Genomic DNA, 17076 nt, shown 5'->3' with positions numbered 1-17076 from the left:
ATTATTGACATGTTTGTAAAGTTAGAAGAACAAACAGATAAAGATCACAACTTAGTGACCTCTATCTGAATCTTTAGGGCTTAATCCGCTATTGGTTGGTTATGAAGAGCAGCTGATCTCCATGGCTTTACCCCACTCAGGAGGTAGAGCCGCAAGGTATTCATAATCCGGGTGTTCCGCATAAGGGTCTGCCAGTACCACCATCAAAGCGTCAATATCGCTGCTATCACCGCGCTCTGCTTTGTCTATCGCTAGCTGAGCTAGGTAGTTTCTGAGGATGTATTTCGGGTTTACCTGTCTCATATTTTCGCAGCGCTCGACCACTGAGCTATCTTCCAATTCGCAGCGTTGTAAGTAGTTATCTACCCACAGTTTTGCTGCCTCTCGATCAATTATCAGATCAATCACTTCTTGTGGCGACAAGGTGTCTAGGTTCGATAGCGTTCTAAAGAACCTTGGGTAGTCGACTTTGTTTTGCGACATCAGCTCGAACATAGATTCAAACAAACGACTGTCGCCTTCTTGTTTCGAAAGTAGCCCCAACTTACGACGCATCATCTGACTAAAGTAACCGTTCATTTGCGGTTCGTACTGCTCTAAAGCCGCCTCTAAGTCGGCCTTATCCACCAGCGGAGAAAGTGAGTGAGCCAGTGCCGACAGGTTCCAAAGCCCTATTCTTGGCTGCTGGTTAAAAGCATAACGACCTTGGTAATCCGAGTGATTACAGATCAATCTTGGGTCATATTCATCAAGAAACGCGAACGGGCCATAATCGAAAGTTTGCCCGATGATCGACATGTTATCGGTGTTCATCACGCCATGAGCAAAACCATTCGCTTGCCACAACGCAATCATCTCCGCGGTACGGTCAACAATCTGATTAAACATAGCAGCGTAGGGTTTCTCTTCATCGAGACACTCAGGGAAGTGCCATTCAATGACTTTATCGGCCAGCAACTTATGATCAGCCAACTGATTGGTATAAAACAGATGTTCAAAGTGACCGAAACGGATGTGTGATTCGGCAGCACGCACCAACAATGCGCCCCACTCTTGCTTCTCTCGATATACCGGTGTGTCGCTGGTCATCATAGCCAACGCGCGAGTGGTTGGGATATTGAGCCCTGCCATCGCTTCGCTACATAAGTACTCACGAACGGTTGATCGAATAACAGCGCGTCCATCGCCCATACGTGAATAGGGCGTTTTACCGGCACCTTTAAGGTGTAAATCGAACGTTTCGCCACTTTTCGCGACAATTTGAGCTAATAACAGCCCTCTTCCATCACCTAAATCCGGGTTATAAGAACCAAACTGGTGGCCTGCGTATTTCATTGCTACAGGCGAAAACTGCTCAGGTTCAACATTGCCAGATAACGTTTCAAGCAATTCCTCGGAAGCATCATCAAATGACAAAAAACCGAGTTCATCCGCAAGCTTATGATTCCATGCGAGCCATTGGACATTGCTGAGCGGTGTAGGTTGAATTGGGGTATAGAACAGTCGAGGTAATGCAGTAAATCGATTGTTAAATGAAATAGAATCCCAGACAGACATGAGAGATACACTGTAGATAAAAGATAACTTAAGATTATCACAGTTTCGTAACAACTTCAGAAGTGCGATGGCGCTTGTTTATAGAGGTAAGGTGATAAACCATTCCACAAGAAGAAAGTGGTGACTAGGAGTAAATTACTGGGGGATGCTTGCTAGAAGAAGATGACTAAGAAAAAGTTAAGTGGCTAGCCTGATGAGAAAAGCCACATTTATAAGAGAAAGAGTTCTGACTTTGAAGACTTTTTAACAAGTGATTTCATAATAAAAACTAAAACTATAGAGCCATGAAGCTGACTACATTAGAGCAAGAATACCCACTAGAGAAAGGGTAGAGAAAATCCAAGTACGACTGATTACGCCAAAGTTACTGTGTTGAATCATTTCTTGATGCTGCATATGTCTCTCCTTGAGAACGTGATGGTGTAACTACAATATATCGGCTTTTCGCCAAAAGCAGCAAGCACATTAATATTAACCTTTTATGACAGCATCAAGAATATTCTGTAACCATTCACCTCTCTGATAAAACAGAAAGTTATGCTCGACTGGTCGTCGAAAGCAGTGCGCCAGCCCCAATAAAGACACCTCCAGTGACACGATTAAAGACCTTGGCTCGACCTTTCGCAAACAACCAATTTGACGACTTCGCCCCCAAGTAGGCATACACCAATAACCAAGACAATTCCATCACTGCGAAGGTAAAAGCAAACACGGTAAACTGTGGTAATAGCGCAATTGAGGGATCAATAAACTGTGGGAAAAGTGCAGTAAAAAACAAGATAGCTTTGGGGTTACTCGCGCCAACAATAAAGCCACTTAAGTAATGCTGCGCAGCGCTTTCTTTGACAGATTGAGCACCGCCTTGTTGATCCGATAACTTGTCATAATCTTGTTGGCTAGAGCGCAGAGACTTCCAACCGAGGAAGATCAGATAAGCTGCACCAGTCCATTTTATGACATTAAATACCACTTCAGACGAAGCAATAATTACCCCTAGCCCGGTAAACGATAAAGTTAAAATACCAGTAATCGCAGTTAAGCTCCCCAAGGCAGTAAATATCGATAATTTAAAGCCAGATTGCACACCTTTGGTCATGCACAATAAAGAACTTGGGCCTGGTGATGCCGTTAAAATTAGCACCGCTAATAAATAATAAATCCATGTATCAAAGCTCATCGTGAATCCTCCTTAACTCACTAAAGCGACTAAATATTAAACACCAATATGTAATAAGCCCTCATATTAATCAACTAAATATTGCGCTTAACGTCTTCGATATAAATGCAAACATCTTTAATCTAGGCAATAAAAAACGCCATGCATTGCTGCATGGCGTTTAAATAAAAACGTTTCAAATCGAACGTCTTACTAGATGTCAGGTTCTAAGCTTACAGCCCTAAGATAGGGGCACTAACCTAATAATTGAAACCTAGTCTTTGTAGATAGAAAACTCATCAGCGCAAGCAACAAGCTGCTCACGAGTGATCATGAATACGCCATGACCACCGTTAGAGAATTCAATCCAAGTGAATGGAATCTCTGGGTACTGATCCATCATATGAACCATTGAGTTGCCAACTTCACAGATAAGAATACCGTCGTCAGTTAGGTAGTCTGGTGCATTAGCTAAGATGCGACGAACCAATTTCAGACCGTCTGTACCCGCTGCTAGGCCAAGTTCTGGCTCGTGAGTAAACTCATCTGGCAGGCTGTTCATATCTTCTTCGTCCACGTAAGGTGGGTTAGATACGATCAGGTTGTATTTCTCTTTTGGCAAATCACGGAAAAGATCTGAACGGATTGGGAACACTTGCTGCTCCATGCCGTGATCTTGAACGTTCTGCTCTGCAACTTGCAATGCGTCAGTAGAGATATCAATCGCATCTACTTCAGCGTCTGGGAATGCGTGAGCACAAGCAATAGCGATACAACCACTACCCGTACACATATCCATGATGCGAGTTGGCTCTTCAGTTAACCAAGGTTGGAATTGAGCTTCGATCAGCTCACCAATTGGAGAACGAGGCACAAGAACGCGCTCATCAACGAAGAACTCAAGACCACAGAACCAAGCTTTGTTGGTTAGGTAAGCCGTTGGTGTACGATCATTAATACGCTTGATTACGCGCTCAACAATACGTAGACGTTCGCTGCTCGTTAGACGAGAGTTCATCACATGCGAAGGAACATCAATCGGCAGATAAAGAGTAGGTAAGATAAGTTGTACTGCCTCATCCCACGCGTTATCAGTGCCGTGACCATAAAATAGGCCCGCTGCGTTAAAGCGGCTAACAGTCCAACGAATCACATCTTGAAGCGTGTGTAGTTCTGATACCGCTTCTTCTACAAAAATCTTATCCAAAATTGTCTCCGAAAAGCGCTACAATACTGCTAATTACGTTTCTAATTAGAATTCATAACCTGATGAGCAAAAAAGACACCGACTTCGATGACGATTTCGCCCTGTTCAACGATGCAGTAAAGGGCGTTAAAAAGTTGCAACAGGATACCATAGTCCAGCAGCCAAAAAGAAATGCCAAGCAAAAAGAAATTACTCGAACGGCAAGACAAGCCAGTGATAGCGAGTTTTATTTCTCGGATGAGTTCATTCCGCATCTTAGCGAAGACGGTCCGACGCGTTATGCGCGTGATGATGTCTCTAAATATGAGGTCAAGCGCCTCCGTCGTGGTGTCTACGTGCCTGACGTGTATCTCGATATGCATGGTATGACTCAACAAGAAGCCAAACGTGAGCTTGGCGCGATGATTGCGCACTGCGTGAAAGAGAGCGTGGCGTGTGCCTGTGTTCAACACGGTATCGGTAAACACATCCTTAAACAGAAGGTGCCTTTGTGGTTAGCACAGCACCCAGACGTGATGGCTTTCCACCAAGCGCCGTTAGAGTTTGGCGGCAATGGCGCGCTGTTAGTCTTGCTTTCGGTTCCTGAGAAGTAATTCTGGTTAACAAACTCTCTCACCAAAAAACAACAAAGGGCATCCCAATCATATTGAGATGCCCTTTCTAATTGTCTGCAACTTTGTCATCAAACAGAGCTCAACGAGCTTATGGATTGATGTTCCAAAGCAACTCACCTTTTTGTGTCTCAAGGTTGAAGTCGATACACGCTAGGCCCGAAGTGGGAAACATAGGCGGCGCCATGCCTGTTGCAAACTCTGCAGTTAGGTAGCCCACTAGAGGTAAATGAGAAACAAATAAAATGGTCTCTAGTTTTTCTACTTCAGCCATTGCTAAGGTCAAATCAAACACATCGTCGGACATTCCATAAGGCGTAATATCATCACAGGTTTCTACTTTCTTTCCAGAAAACGCCTGAGAGATCTCTAACCACGTTTCTTGTGCCCTTAAATATGGGCTCACCAGCACTTTATCGAATTGACTAATCCCCTGCTCATTTGCAGCTTGTGCCACGGCAAGAGAAGCCATTTTCCCGCGCTTGGTCAACGCTCTTTCTGCATCCGAGTTGGCAAAATGTTCTGCTTCACCGTGGCGCATAATGAATATTTTCATGTTCAATCCTGTCTTCGTAACATGTCGAAAGTCGATATATCCCATATATCAGCGAAACGCTACTTAGGTTTGGCTCTCAATCCAGAGAAACCGCAGTCAATATAAATAATTATATCAAGTCACTTGCCAAAGAGTTCGACTTTCTTAACAATCTTGTTAAAAGAAAATAAATTACTGATAAAAATCGATAAAAATGATTTAGAAATCGCCAAAAAGCACTTCATATCCCAAAATATGATCACAAGGTTTGCACGCCGAATCATCGGGTACATAATTTAAAAACCACCTTCTCTGGAGATGCTCCTGTGCACTTAAGCCCAAATGATGAACATCAATACCGCTACATAAACTTAAATAACGGGTTACGTGTACTGTTAGTTCAGGATCAAAATGCTCAAAAAGCAGCAGCCGCATTAGCCGTCAATGTGGGGCATTTTGATGACCCTACAGACCGAGAGGGTTTAGCTCACTACTTAGAGCATATGCTATTTTTGGGAACTGAAAAGTATCCAAAGGTCGGAGAGTTCCAAAGTTTTATCAGCCAGCATGGCGGTAGCAACAACGCTTGGACAGGAACAGAGCACACCTGCTTCTTTTTTGATGTTGAATTGAATGCCTTTGAAACCGCACTTGATCGCTTCAGCCAATTTTTTACCGCTCCCCTTTTCAACGAAGAAGCGTTAGACAAAGAACGCCAAGCCGTTGACTCCGAATACAAGATGAAACTCAACGACGACTCACGACGCTTGTACCAAGTTACCAAAGAACTGGTGAATCACAATCACCCATTCTCGAAGTTTTCTGTCGGTAATATCGATACGTTGGGCGACAGAAACGGCGAGACGATTCGACAAGAGATTTTAGCTTTCCACCAGCAACAATACTCTGCTGACTTGATGACACTGACACTGTCTGGCAATCAGTCGTTAGATGAGATGCAAAGCTGGGTTGAGGATCGCTTTAGCTCAATCACCAATCACAACCTACAAGGCAAAAAGGTTGAAGTTCCGATTGTCGGCGAGTTAAGTACGGGTGTACAAGTCCGCGTTGAGCCGATTAAAGAAGTGCGCAAACTGATCTTAACCTTCCCGATGCCAAGCATGGACGAACACTACGGCGTTAAGCCTTTGTCGTTCTTTGCCCACCTTTTAGGTTACGAAGGTGAAGGCAGTTTGATGATGCAACTCAAAGAGAAAGGCTGGATAACATCTCTCTCTGCAGGTGGTGGCGCGAGTGGCAGTAACTACCGTGATTTCACAGTCAGTTGCTCATTGACCATAGAAGGTTTAACCAAAACCGATAACATCATCCAAGCGATATTTCAGTACATCAAGTTAGTCGAACAACAAGGCATAGAAGAGTGGCGCTACCTAGAAAAACGCGCCGTTTTAGAGTCTGCTTTCCGCTTTCAAGAGCCAGCAAGACCGCTTGATGTCGTCAGCCACCTCGTCATCAACATGCAGCACTACCAAGAGCAAGATGTGGTGTATGGCGATTACAAAATGTCGCATTTCGATGACGAATTACAGCGTGCTTTGCTGCCTTACTTAACCGTCGACAACATGCGGGCAACCATTGTTGCTCAGGGATTCGAGTATGACAGGGAAGCGAAGTGGTACTTTACGCCCTACTCGGTCACACCTTTTAGCGCTGAACAAGTTCAATGCTTTACGTGCATTAACCCCGGTTGGCAGTTTGAACTCCCAAGCAAAAACCCGTTTATTTGCTACGATCTAGACCCGACTGAACTCGAAGGTGACGCTAAGTTCCCACAACTGTTAGAAGAGCTCGATGGCTTTAAGCTATGGCATCTGCAAGACCATCAATTCCGGGTGCCAAAAGGTGTGGTGTATGTTGCTATCGATAGCCCGCACTCAGTTGCTAGCCCAAGAAATATCGTTAAAACACGCTTGTGCGTAGAGATGTTCTTAGACTCACTCGAAAAAGATACGTATCAGGCTGAAATCGCCGGAATGGGCTACAACATGTACACCCATCAGGGCGGTGTAACGCTCACTCTGTCCGGGTTTAGCGAGAAACAGCCACAACTGCTCAATATGATTCTTGAACGTTTCCAAGCACGCGACTTTAGTCCAACACGCTTCGAAACCATCAAGCATCAATTGCTCAGAAACTGGAACAACGCGTCGCAAGATCGCCCTATTTCGCAGTTGTTTAATGCAATGACTGGGATACTTCAACCAAATAACCCGCCTTATTCCGTGTTAATTGAAGCCCTAGAAACGATAGAGGTCGATGAGCTCTCCTCTTTTGTTCAAGCAATCTTGGCGGAACTTCATGTTGAGATGTTTGTGTATGGCGACTGGAAAAAAGCCGATGCACACAAGATGGCTGAAACGCTAAAAGATGCACTGCGTGTTCAAGATCAGGCTTACGAAGAATCACTGCGTCCGCTCATCATGCTCGGTGAAAACGGCAGCTTCCAACGTGAAGTGGTGTGTAACCAAGATGATTCAGCAATTGTGGTTTATTACCAATGCCCTGATATTTCACCTAAAAATATCGCGCTGTATTCATTGGCAAACCATTTGATGTCGGCCACTTTCTTCCATGAGATACGAACCAAGCAGCAGCTAGGTTACATGGTCGGTACTGGCAATATGCCGCTCAACCGACACCCTGGTATTGTGTTGTATGTGCAATCACCGAATGCCGCCCCTGCTGACTTGTTAGCTTCAATAGATGAGTTCCTCAATGCCTTTTACATGGTGCTGTTGGAGCTTAACGACTATCAATGGCACAGCAGTAAGCGCGGTCTCTGGAATCAGATTTCGACACCAGATACAACTTTGCGAGGGCGAGCTCAGCGCTTATGGGTTGCGATAGGCAATAAGGATGTTGAGTTCAACCAGAGAGAGCGCGTATTGGAAGACCTTAAGGGGTTAACTCGCTCAGACATGATGCGTTTTGTGGTTAGCCAGCTAAAACCACGCACGGCAAATCGCCTGATTATGCATGCTCACGGTAATGCTCATAATGAGGAAGAGAAGCTGTCAGCAGGTGTTGAAATTGGCTCTATTGATGAGTTTCAGTTACGCCCGAAAGATACTGAGCTAGGCTGATAAAGCTGGAATGAAAATCATAAGGTTGATGTGAAAGCATCAACCTTTTTTATTGGATGCAGCCCAAAAGCAGATCTCCTATTACGCTCCTTCGTCGCTTTATGAGATGACGGTAGTTTTGATTGACGTGTGTTTGACCACCTTTCTAATCAACGCAATAACTTACTTTTTATCTCTCAATCATCATTCCCGAGAAGGAGGAACGACTGAGTCGGGAATCTCATTCCTTTCACACTCGTTCATAAAACAGAAAAGCCCGCATCAATTGCTTGATACGGGCTTCTTAATCAATGAGTTAGAGAGTTACTTGTAGAAAGACTCACCCAATCCAGCACGTGTCAGTAGGCCATCACATGGCGCGAAACGATCACCGTACTTCTTAGCGAAATCGTTCATCATCTCAACCAGTGACTTAATGCCGATTTGATCCATATAACGGAACGGACCACCTAGGAATGGCGGGAAACCGATACCGAAAATCGCACCGATATCACCATCACGAGGGCTGCGGATAATGCCGTCGTCTAGACAACGAACCGCTTCGTTTAGCATAGGTAACACACAGCGCATCGCGATATCGTTATCGCTCAACTTAGGATCTGGTTGCAGCTTAAGCAGCTTGTAAACTGACTTATCCACTTCCTTCTTCTTGCCTTTGTAAGTGTAGAAACCTTTACCACTCTTGCGGCCTTTACGATTGTCATTCAAAAGAATATCGAACACATCAGGACCTTGGAAACGATCGCCAAGCTCATTCACTAAAATCGGAATGATCTTCGCACCGATATCAACACCCACCTCATCTAATAAAGTGATAGGACCAACCGGGAAACCGAAGTCCAATAACGTGCTGTCGAGCTTTTCAATCGGCTCGTTCGCTAGCAGTAAATGCGCTGCTTCGTTCATGTACGGAGCAAGAATACGGTTCACATAAAAACCAGCCGTGTCTTTCACAACAATCGGCGTTTTACCTTGCTTCTTCGCTAATGCAACAACCGTAGAAATCGTCTCTTCTGACGTAGTTTCATGAGGGATAACTTCTACTAGCGGCATTTTTTCGGCTGGGCTGAAGTAGTGAAGACCGACCACGTTTTCTGGTCGCTGCGCCTTCTCCGCAATCTTATGGATCGGCAATGAAGACGTATTCGTCGCGAAAATAGTCTCTGGCTTGGCATTGGCTTCGATGTCCGCAACCATTGACTGCTTAAGGTCGAGGTCTTCAAATACCGCTTCAATCACCACATCGGTGTGATTAAAGCTCGTAAAGTCGATACCACCAGACAGTTGAAGCATCTTACTTTCAAGGCCCGCTCGGCTCAGAATGCGACGCTTACGCTGCTTATCGAACAACTTGAAGTTGTAGTTAAGCGCGTTCAGTACACCTTCATTTGATACGTCTTTAATGCGTACAGGCACTTTCGCCTTAGCAACACTGACATGGCTGATGCCTGCGCCCATAAGACCACCGCCTAGCACACCAACACGCTTAACCGCTTTGGGTTCTGCGTCTGCGCCGTGTTCTTTTTTCATTTCCGTGGTTGCAAAGAAAATCGAACGAAGGGCTTTAGACTCTGAAGTCATAACCAGTTCTGAGAAACGCTTCGCTTCGTACTGAAGGCCTTTATCAAAGCCGTTCTCTAGGCCATAACGAATGACGTCTAGAATCGCATCTGCTGCTGGGTAATTTCCGCGTGTTTTCTGATTCGTCTTCTTTGAAGCCTGTTCAAAAATCACTTTGCGACCAAGGCCCGTGCGTGAAATCAGCTTTTCTTTAGTCGACGCTTGGCTTTTCGACGCCAGACGCTTACCTTTTTTACTGCCCGCATTCTTTTCAACAAAGCTTTTAGCGACTTCAAGCAGGATAGTTTCAGGCACACAAGCATCGACAACACCGAGCGATTTCGCTTTCTTAGCGCGCAGTTGCTTACCCGTAAGGATTAGGTCAAGAGATGGCAGCAAACCAATAAGGCGAGGTAGACGCTGTGTACCGCCAGAGCCTGGTAACAGACCTAACTGTACTTCTGGCAGACCAACGCGAGTCTTATCTGAATCGGTACATACACGGTAATCACACGCCAGTGCAAGCTCTAAACCACCACCTAAACATGGGCCGTGAATCGCTGCGACTACTGGGTACGGTAGTTCAGAAAGCGTTTGGAACATCTCCTGCCCTTGGCGAGCCAGAGACTGTGCTTCGTCAGCCGTTTTACACGCATCAAGCATTCTTACATCAGCACCAGCGATAAAGTTATCTGGCTTAAGAGAATGAACGATTAGGCCCTTAACTCGGCTTTGCTTTTCTTTGAGTTGCTCGAAGATGGCTTTCATTTCTTCAGCAAAAGCCGCTTGCAGCGTGTTCATTTTCTCGTTTGGTACATCAATCGCTAACCAAGCAATATCTTGCTCATCGATATTGAGAGTAAATGCTGTCGCTTTCTTTTTGGTTGATTCAGTCGCAGAGGTTGAATCTGGTTGAGCGACTGTTTCTTTTTCTGTTGTTGCATCAAGAGTCGTAGACATTATTCTACCTCCAAGATCATTGCTGCACCTAAACCACCAGCCGCACACGCTGTGTTCAATGCCAAGCCGCCACCGCGACGTTTCAGTTCACGTAATGTTTGAGTCATCATGCGCGCGCCAGTCGCTGCAAACGGATGTCCGTAAGCAATCGAGCTACCCAGCACGTTGAACTTCTCCATATCAATCTCACCGATCGCTTTGTCGCGGCCAAGATTCTTCTGTGCAAACTCATCGCTCGCGAACATTTTAACGTTAGCCAAAACTTGGGCAGCGAATGCTTCATGCATCTCGATCAGTGTAAGGTCTGACAACTCTAAACCGGTGTTCTTTAATACTTGTGAGGTCGCGTAAGTCGGGCCCATCAACATATCTGTTTCAACACCAATCGCTGAGAACGCATAACCACGAATATAACCAAGCACTTCTAAGCCTAGTTCTTTCGCTTTACCTTCGCGCATCAACATCACTGCTGCACCGCCATCAGTCAGTGGCGTAGCATTGGCTGCCGTTACACTGCCGTACTTTCTATCAAAAGCAGGACGTAGCTTGGCGTATCCTTCAACCGTTGAGTCGTGGCGAATGTTGTTGTCTTCCGCTAGATACTTTTTGTAAGGTGCCGGGAATGCCGTCATCACTTCGTCTTTAATCTTGCCTTCTTTCCATGCCTGAGAAGCCAAAGAGTGAGAACGGTGAGCAAGTGCATCTTGAGCTTCGCGAGTAATACCATGCGTCTTAGCCATTTGCTCAGCCGTTTGTCCCATGGATAAACCGGTCGAGTATTCAGCAACTGCAGGTGGTACTGGCATCAAATCTTTTACGGAAAGTGTTTTAAGAATTTTCAGCTTTTGACCCATAGTTTTCGTTTTACTCAGCGCTAATAGATTTGCCGCTAACTTTTTCGAAACACCGATAGGCAATACAGAAGAAGAGTCCGCACCGCCCGCAATACCGATATCAATCGTGCCAGCCATAATGCTTTCGGTCACGTTAACTGCCGCTTGGAAGCTGGTCGCACATGCTCGTGTGACACTGTAGGCATCGGTATTGATGTTCATGCCTGTGCCCAACACGATTTCACGCGCAATGTTCGGCGCTTCTGGCATTTGCACTACTTGGCCGAACACAACTTGTTCGATAAGCGCAGGATCGACATCCGTTCTTGCAAGCATTTCGCTCACAACCATTTTGCCTAGGTCAACCGCAGGCACTTGGCTAAATTCTGTGCTCTGACGAGCAAATGGGGTTCGTAATCCAGCGACAACGGCAACACGTTCTCCAGAACGCGTTTTGACTTCCTGTTTGCCCATGGTTTCTCCTTAAAGTTAAGAGGTCTGACCTGAAGCATTGTAAAGAAGTTGTTAATTAAATCAAACGAGCGTTTAAATAAACGTGATACGAGTATCTCACTGTTTGAAAATATAACTGCGCATTCAGGCGAACCTTTTTGGGGGGAAAGGTTGTCGTAAGAGACTAAACTATTGTAAGCAAAGACTGTTATCGCTGTGTAGGGAATGGTTTTCTTGAGGCAAAAAAAAACCACACAAAGCTGTGTGGTCGGAATGTATATAAAGCAATTAACTTAGCGCCAATTGAAATAATCAGTTTCCTGATTAGGAGAAAGTAAAGTCAGCCTTCAAAAGGAAGTGTCGTCTTGCTCAACATGCTAGCCACGAATGACTAACTAGACGACAAGGTGTACTATAACGGGTTCGAGGCCTTAGATTTTGAAGTAGATCAATTTTAATGTGATTTTACGATTTCCTGCCGATCGTTAGCTCTAAAAATATAAAAACGAAGCACAACGTATAGAGGACAGCTATACGCAGAGCAATTATGGAGGCTCGTGTGTCAATAATAAAAATGTTTGGAAAGAAAACAGCCAAGCGTCCGGTCAACTCTGATATGGACAAACAAAGAAAATACGAAGCACTTGTGCGCGCCTATCATCGTGACCTCTTTCGCTACGCCTATTGGTTATGCAAAGACAAAAGCATTGCCGAAGACTTAGTTCAAGAAACTTGCCTTCGTGCATGGAAGTCACTCGATAGCCTTCAAGATGAAAAAGCCGCCAAATCTTGGCTGATTACCATCTTGAGACGCGAGAACGCTCGACGTTTTGAACGCAAACAGTTTGATCTGGTTGATATCGACGATCACGGTAACGATGCTAGTGTCAGTGATGACCCGCACCATCAGCATCAGTGGTTGCAAGCCCAGATCATGAAACTTGAAATTGATTACCGTGAACCTCTCTTCTTGCAAGTGATTGGTGGTTTTAGTGGTGATGAGATTGCCGATATTCTCGATCTCAACAAAAACACGGTGATGACACGTTTATTCAGAGCTCGAAATCAGTTGAAAGAGCTGTTGGATACAGAAGAGGCAGAGAGGGGGCAACATAATGGATGATTTGGAATTTCGTCGTCGTGTATTGTCGAAACCTAAACAACGTACACAAGATATTGTTGATGCGACCGCGAATAGCGAAGCCAATAGTAACTTCTTAGACGATGTACTAGCGCTTGATAAACAGATCCACTCTGCGATGAATGTGGATGTGCCAGACGATCTTGCTGATCGTATTCTGTTCAATCAGACCTCAAGCGAAGAAAGCAAAGTAGTAAGGCCAACGTTTGCGAGACGAGCAATGGCAATGGCCGCTTCCGTAGCGTTTGTTGCTGGTCTATTAGTTGGCCAAGTGAATTGGGGAAATGCATTCGTTTCACCTGCGCAAGCTAGTTTAGTTGATACGGCGATGAAGCATGTGGTTGATGAGAAGAGCTTTGTTAGTAACATCGATGAACAGGTCACATCGCAGCAGATCAACGCAAAAATGAATCCATTTGCTTTTCAGTTTGATGATACTTTCCCTTACCACGTCTATTACCTAAACCACTGTGGCTTTGGTAAATCCAACGCAGTGCATATGGTATTCCAAGGCGCAAAAGGCAAAGTAACACTGTTTTTAACCGGTATTCCAACAGACAAACCTATCGATTTTGATGAAAAAGGCATGTCCGGCTCGGTAACACCCGTAGATGGCAGCAGCTTAATCCTTGTGGGTGAAAATGGTGAGGATGTTTCCAAAATCGCCGAAAAGCTGACAAAAATGATCAAACCAATGAGCTGATTCGCTCTTAAAGCCCCGTCACAAAAGGCCCAGCAATTATATTACTGATATTGCTGGGCTTTATTTATAAATAAACCACAAAACCATTCACACCACCAATACCTCTAGAGTTAAAACTCTAAAAAACAGCATTTCACACCATTTTCGTGCCAGATAGGCGTCATTTCCATAATTTTCCACTCAAAATTCCCAATGGTCGGATTTGTATATCGTATACTTGCGAATAGGATCAGCCACCATTGAGCAATTGCTCAAATTAATCGCCCTGTAGAGGCGGATATATAAAGGAATAAATGAATGACTACCAACAACACGCGTCTGTTTAAAAAGTCTCTTTTAGCAGTAACAATCACACTGGCGTCTTCGCAAGCGATGGCAGCAGGTTTCCAACTTAACGCACAATCAGCTACCGGCATCGGCCGTGCTTTCGCTGGTGATGCAGTAATCGCAGATAACGCGTCAGTAATGGCACGTAACCCTGCGGCAATGGCACTGTTTGACAAAACTGAACTATCTCTTGGTTTTGAAAGCATCACTTCTATGATTGAAGTCAAGGATGCTACTTACACAGGCTTCATGGGCGGTAATTCTAGCAATGCTGACTATGACGATGCTGGCGATACTTCGATTGCACCAAACATTCATCTAATCGTTCCAGTAAATGATAAATTTGCATGGGGTGTAAATGCTTATTCTAACTTCGGTACAAAAACTGAATTCAGCGATAGCTATGTGGGTGGTGAATACGGCGGCCTAACAGATGTAAAAAGTGTTAACTTTGGTTTAGCTGGTTCATACCGTCTAAACAAACAGTGGAGCTTTGGTGCAGGCCTTGACCTTATTTACGGTAAAGGCGAACTGAAACGAACAATGAGCTCGGAAGTTAATACTCCGCCAATCCCAGGCTTGCCACAAGCAGGTCAAACAGTTCTTGATGCTGAAGCGGATGGTTGGGCTGTGGGCTTTAACCTTGGTACTGTTTTCGAGTTAAATGAAAATAACCGTTTTGGTTTGGCTTACCACTACTCTCCGAAACTTGAAGCTGAAGGCGATATCAGCTACCAAGGCACTGAATATAAAGATGATACTCTTCATATGCCTCTACCTGATATGGTTGAGTTCTCTGGTTTCCACAAGATTGAAGATACTAAATTCGCAGTTCATTACTCAGTGCAATGGATTGGTTGGAGCTCATTTGACAAGCTAGAAGCAGACAAAGCAGGTGTTCTAAACAATTACGAATGGCAGAATGGTATGCACTACTCTCTAGGTGGTACATATTACATGAATCGCGATTGGACACTTCGTGCCGGCTACATGTATGACACAAGTGCACAAGATGAAGTCACTTCAGTTTCAGTTCCAGATTCAGATCGCCAATGGTTCTCAGCTGGTTTCACATACCACATCAACGAAGCGTCAAACGTAGACTTTGGTTTCACATACTTAATGGGCGACGATGTTAAAGTTAATGAATCAACTTCTGTTGTTTCGTCAATTTCAGCAACAACTCGTGCAGATGCAATCCTAATGGGTCTACAGTACAGCCGTAGCTTCTAATAAAAGCTAGGTTATAAACCTCAAAGGGTCGCATAATGCGACCCTTTTTTATTGCCTAAACCACTGACCTACATCAATTTAAGCTTACAACTGTAGCCTGCAAGGTCAATATATGACTACAAGTGTACGCTCAAACTTCGCAACACAGCAGAAACATTTAGATTATTTCTCTAATAATTAAACACATTTACTCATTAAATCCCTAAAACACTGTTTTATTCGAATTTCATTTTTAAAGTAATGACTCTAAACGTAGAATCACGCCACTAAATACTTATGATTCAGCGAACATAATAATGAAAATGAATAAGACTCTTCTATCTGCTGCAGTGGCAGTTGGACTACTTTCGACTTCTACCGTCACTCACGCGGCAGGTTTTCAACTAGCAGAATACTCAGCAACAGGCCTTGGCCGCGCATACGCTGGTGAAGCTGCAATGGCTGACGGCGCAGACGCACAATGGCGTAACCCTGCCATGCTGACTTACCTAGAAGGTACTCAGGTTTCTGTTGGTGCTATCTATGTTGACCCTAACATCGATATCGACGGTACTTCTACGTCCATGATGGGACAATCTACTTCGTCAAATTCTAGCGATTTTGCGCACAGTGCAGTAATCCCAAACTTTTATGTTTCTCATAAGTACAACGACAAGTTCGCATTAGGCTTTGCTGCTGGCACTAACTACGGTATGGAAACAGACCTAGGTAAAGACTTTGGTGGCGCAAACCACGGTAACGAAGCAAGTGTTACTACGATGGAGCTAAACCTAAACGCGGCTTACCAAGTACTTGAAAGCGTATCTATTGGTGGTGGTATTCGTTACATCATGGCTGAAGGTAGCTTTGGAGCGGTATCTACAGTTAACTCTCTAGTTCCTATGCCTCAAGGTACAGCTTTAAAATACATGGAAGGTGATGACACAGCGTGGGGCTGGCAAGTTGGTACCGCTTGGCAGATCAATGAAAACAACCGCCTTGGTTTTACCTACAAGTCAGAAGTAGACCTAACGCTTGAGGGCCACGCAAATGGTGTCGCTTTTGATGCTGTTGCTGGCGCTTTAGGTACTCCTGTGAAGTCAAAATATAACGGCTCAATGCAACTTGCATTGCCAGCAACCGCCGAGCTTGCAAGCTTCCATCAACTATCAGATAAAGTCGCTGTACATGCGAGCGTTAACTGGACTAATTGGAGTAGCTTTGAAGAACTAGTAGCTGACATCCCTGAATTCGGTCCTGCTCGAACTCAAGATATCAAGCAAGAGAACTGGGAAGACAACTACCGCTTTGCGATCGGTACAACTTACCAAATGACGCCTAAGTTAGCTCTACGTTCTGGTATCGCATATGACACTTCTGCTGTAAGCGAAGAGCACCGTACTGCGACGATTCCTGAAACGGACCGCACTTGGTTAAGTATTGGTGCTGGCTACCAATGGTCTGAGCAACTAACACTAGACGCTGGTTTCACTTACATCCTAGCGAAAGACGCAAAAATGGTTGAAGATGACGCAAGTTCTGCGCCATTTGGTGGTGACTTCGAAGGTGAAGTGACTGGTAGCATCTGGTTAGTGGGCATCCAAGCGAACTACCGCTTCTAATCTACCGCCCTAAAAGTAGAAAATATTAAAAAGGCTCGATGTTGCATCAACATCGAGCCTGTCTTTTATCGGTTTTCTAATACCAATCCGGAAAA

At 44.7% G+C, this 17076-nt stretch carries 12 protein-coding genes; 6 read left to right on the top strand and 6 right to left on the bottom strand.

The features are described 5' to 3' along the window. Nucleotides 1-99: 99 nt before the first annotated feature. The 3 genes from AB4307_RS12300 to prmB all read right to left on the bottom strand — a co-directional run bounded on the left by AB4307_RS12300 (nucleotide 100) and on the right by prmB (nucleotide 3920). Nucleotides 100-1557: a protein adenylyltransferase SelO gene (locus AB4307_RS12300; protein ID WP_372131981.1), complete on the bottom strand. Its 1458-nt coding sequence runs from the start codon at nucleotides 1555-1557 to the stop codon at nucleotides 100-102. Nucleotides 1558-2092: 535 nt separating this feature from the next. Continuing rightward, entirely contained in the window at nucleotides 2093-2734 is a 642-nt protein-coding gene (locus tag AB4307_RS12295; protein WP_017060639.1) for a LysE family translocator, read from the bottom strand. Between the two features lie 253 nt (nucleotides 2735-2987). After that, entirely contained in the window at nucleotides 2988-3920 is a 933-nt protein-coding gene (gene prmB / locus AB4307_RS12290) for a 50S ribosomal protein L3 N(5)-glutamine methyltransferase (RefSeq protein ID WP_017060640.1), read from the bottom strand. A 62-nt stretch (nucleotides 3921-3982) separates the two neighbouring features. Between prmB and smrB the strand changes: the two genes are divergently transcribed. Beyond that, complete coding sequence (gene smrB / locus AB4307_RS12285) at nucleotides 3983-4513, top strand: endonuclease SmrB (RefSeq protein WP_017064096.1); 531 nt, start codon at nucleotides 3983-3985, stop codon at nucleotides 4511-4513. 109 nt (nucleotides 4514-4622) lie between these two features. On the opposite strand, the gene sixA is transcribed toward smrB, so the two are convergent. Beyond that, nucleotides 4623-5087 carry a phosphohistidine phosphatase SixA gene (gene sixA / locus AB4307_RS12280; protein WP_017064097.1) on the bottom strand — a complete coding sequence of 155 codons (465 nt, stop codon included), beginning with the start codon at nucleotides 5085-5087 and terminating at the stop codon, nucleotides 4623-4625. A 305-nt stretch (nucleotides 5088-5392) separates the two neighbouring features. On the opposite strand from sixA, the gene AB4307_RS12275 reads away from it, so the two are divergent. Continuing rightward, nucleotides 5393-8170 carry an insulinase family protein gene (locus AB4307_RS12275; protein ID WP_372131979.1) on the top strand — a complete coding sequence of 926 codons (2778 nt, stop codon included), beginning with the start codon at nucleotides 5393-5395 and terminating at the stop codon, nucleotides 8168-8170. A gap of 303 nt (nucleotides 8171-8473) precedes the next feature. On the opposite strand, the gene fadJ is transcribed toward AB4307_RS12275, so the two are convergent. Both fadJ and fadI read right to left on the bottom strand, forming a co-directional pair. Beyond that, a complete protein-coding gene (fadJ, locus tag AB4307_RS12270; RefSeq protein ID WP_017071729.1) occupies nucleotides 8474-10690 on the bottom strand; it encodes a fatty acid oxidation complex subunit alpha FadJ in 2217 nt (738 codons plus the stop codon). Continuing rightward, the gene (gene fadI, locus AB4307_RS12265; protein ID WP_017060645.1) at nucleotides 10690-11997 is read right to left on the bottom strand and encodes an acetyl-CoA C-acyltransferase FadI; all 1308 of its coding nucleotides are present in this window, start codon (nucleotides 11995-11997) and stop codon (nucleotides 10690-10692) included. Before fadI ends, fadJ begins: the two co-directional genes overlap by 1 nt. Nucleotides 11998-12550: 553 nt before the next feature. On the opposite strand from fadI, the gene AB4307_RS12260 reads away from it, so the two are divergent. The 4 genes from AB4307_RS12260 to AB4307_RS12245 all read left to right on the top strand — a co-directional run bounded on the left by AB4307_RS12260 (nucleotide 12551) and on the right by AB4307_RS12245 (nucleotide 16981). Next, complete coding sequence (locus AB4307_RS12260; RefSeq protein ID WP_017060646.1) at nucleotides 12551-13099, top strand: sigma-70 family RNA polymerase sigma factor; 549 nt, start codon at nucleotides 12551-12553, stop codon at nucleotides 13097-13099. Beyond that, complete coding sequence (locus AB4307_RS12255; RefSeq protein WP_372131976.1) at nucleotides 13092-13820, top strand: DUF3379 domain-containing protein; 729 nt, start codon at nucleotides 13092-13094, stop codon at nucleotides 13818-13820. Before AB4307_RS12260 ends, AB4307_RS12255 begins: the two co-directional genes overlap by 8 nt. A 297-nt stretch (nucleotides 13821-14117) precedes the next feature. Beyond that, nucleotides 14118-15380: an outer membrane protein transport protein gene (locus AB4307_RS12250; protein WP_102320197.1), complete on the top strand. Its 1263-nt coding sequence runs from the start codon at nucleotides 14118-14120 to the stop codon at nucleotides 15378-15380. Between the two features lie 296 nt (nucleotides 15381-15676). Beyond that, nucleotides 15677-16981 (top strand): outer membrane protein transport protein, encoded by a 1305-nt coding sequence (locus AB4307_RS12245; RefSeq protein ID WP_372131974.1) that lies wholly within the window; start codon nucleotides 15677-15679, stop codon nucleotides 16979-16981. Nucleotides 16982-17076 lie beyond the last annotated feature (95 nt).

It is taken from the genome of Vibrio sp. 10N.261.52.C2, from assembly GCF_041471425.1.
Classification (GTDB): Bacteria; Pseudomonadota; Gammaproteobacteria; order Enterobacterales; family Vibrionaceae; genus Vibrio; species Vibrio crassostreae_C.
The sequence above is the reverse complement of the archived record's forward strand: the minus strand, read 5'-3'. Positions and strand labels throughout refer to the sequence as shown.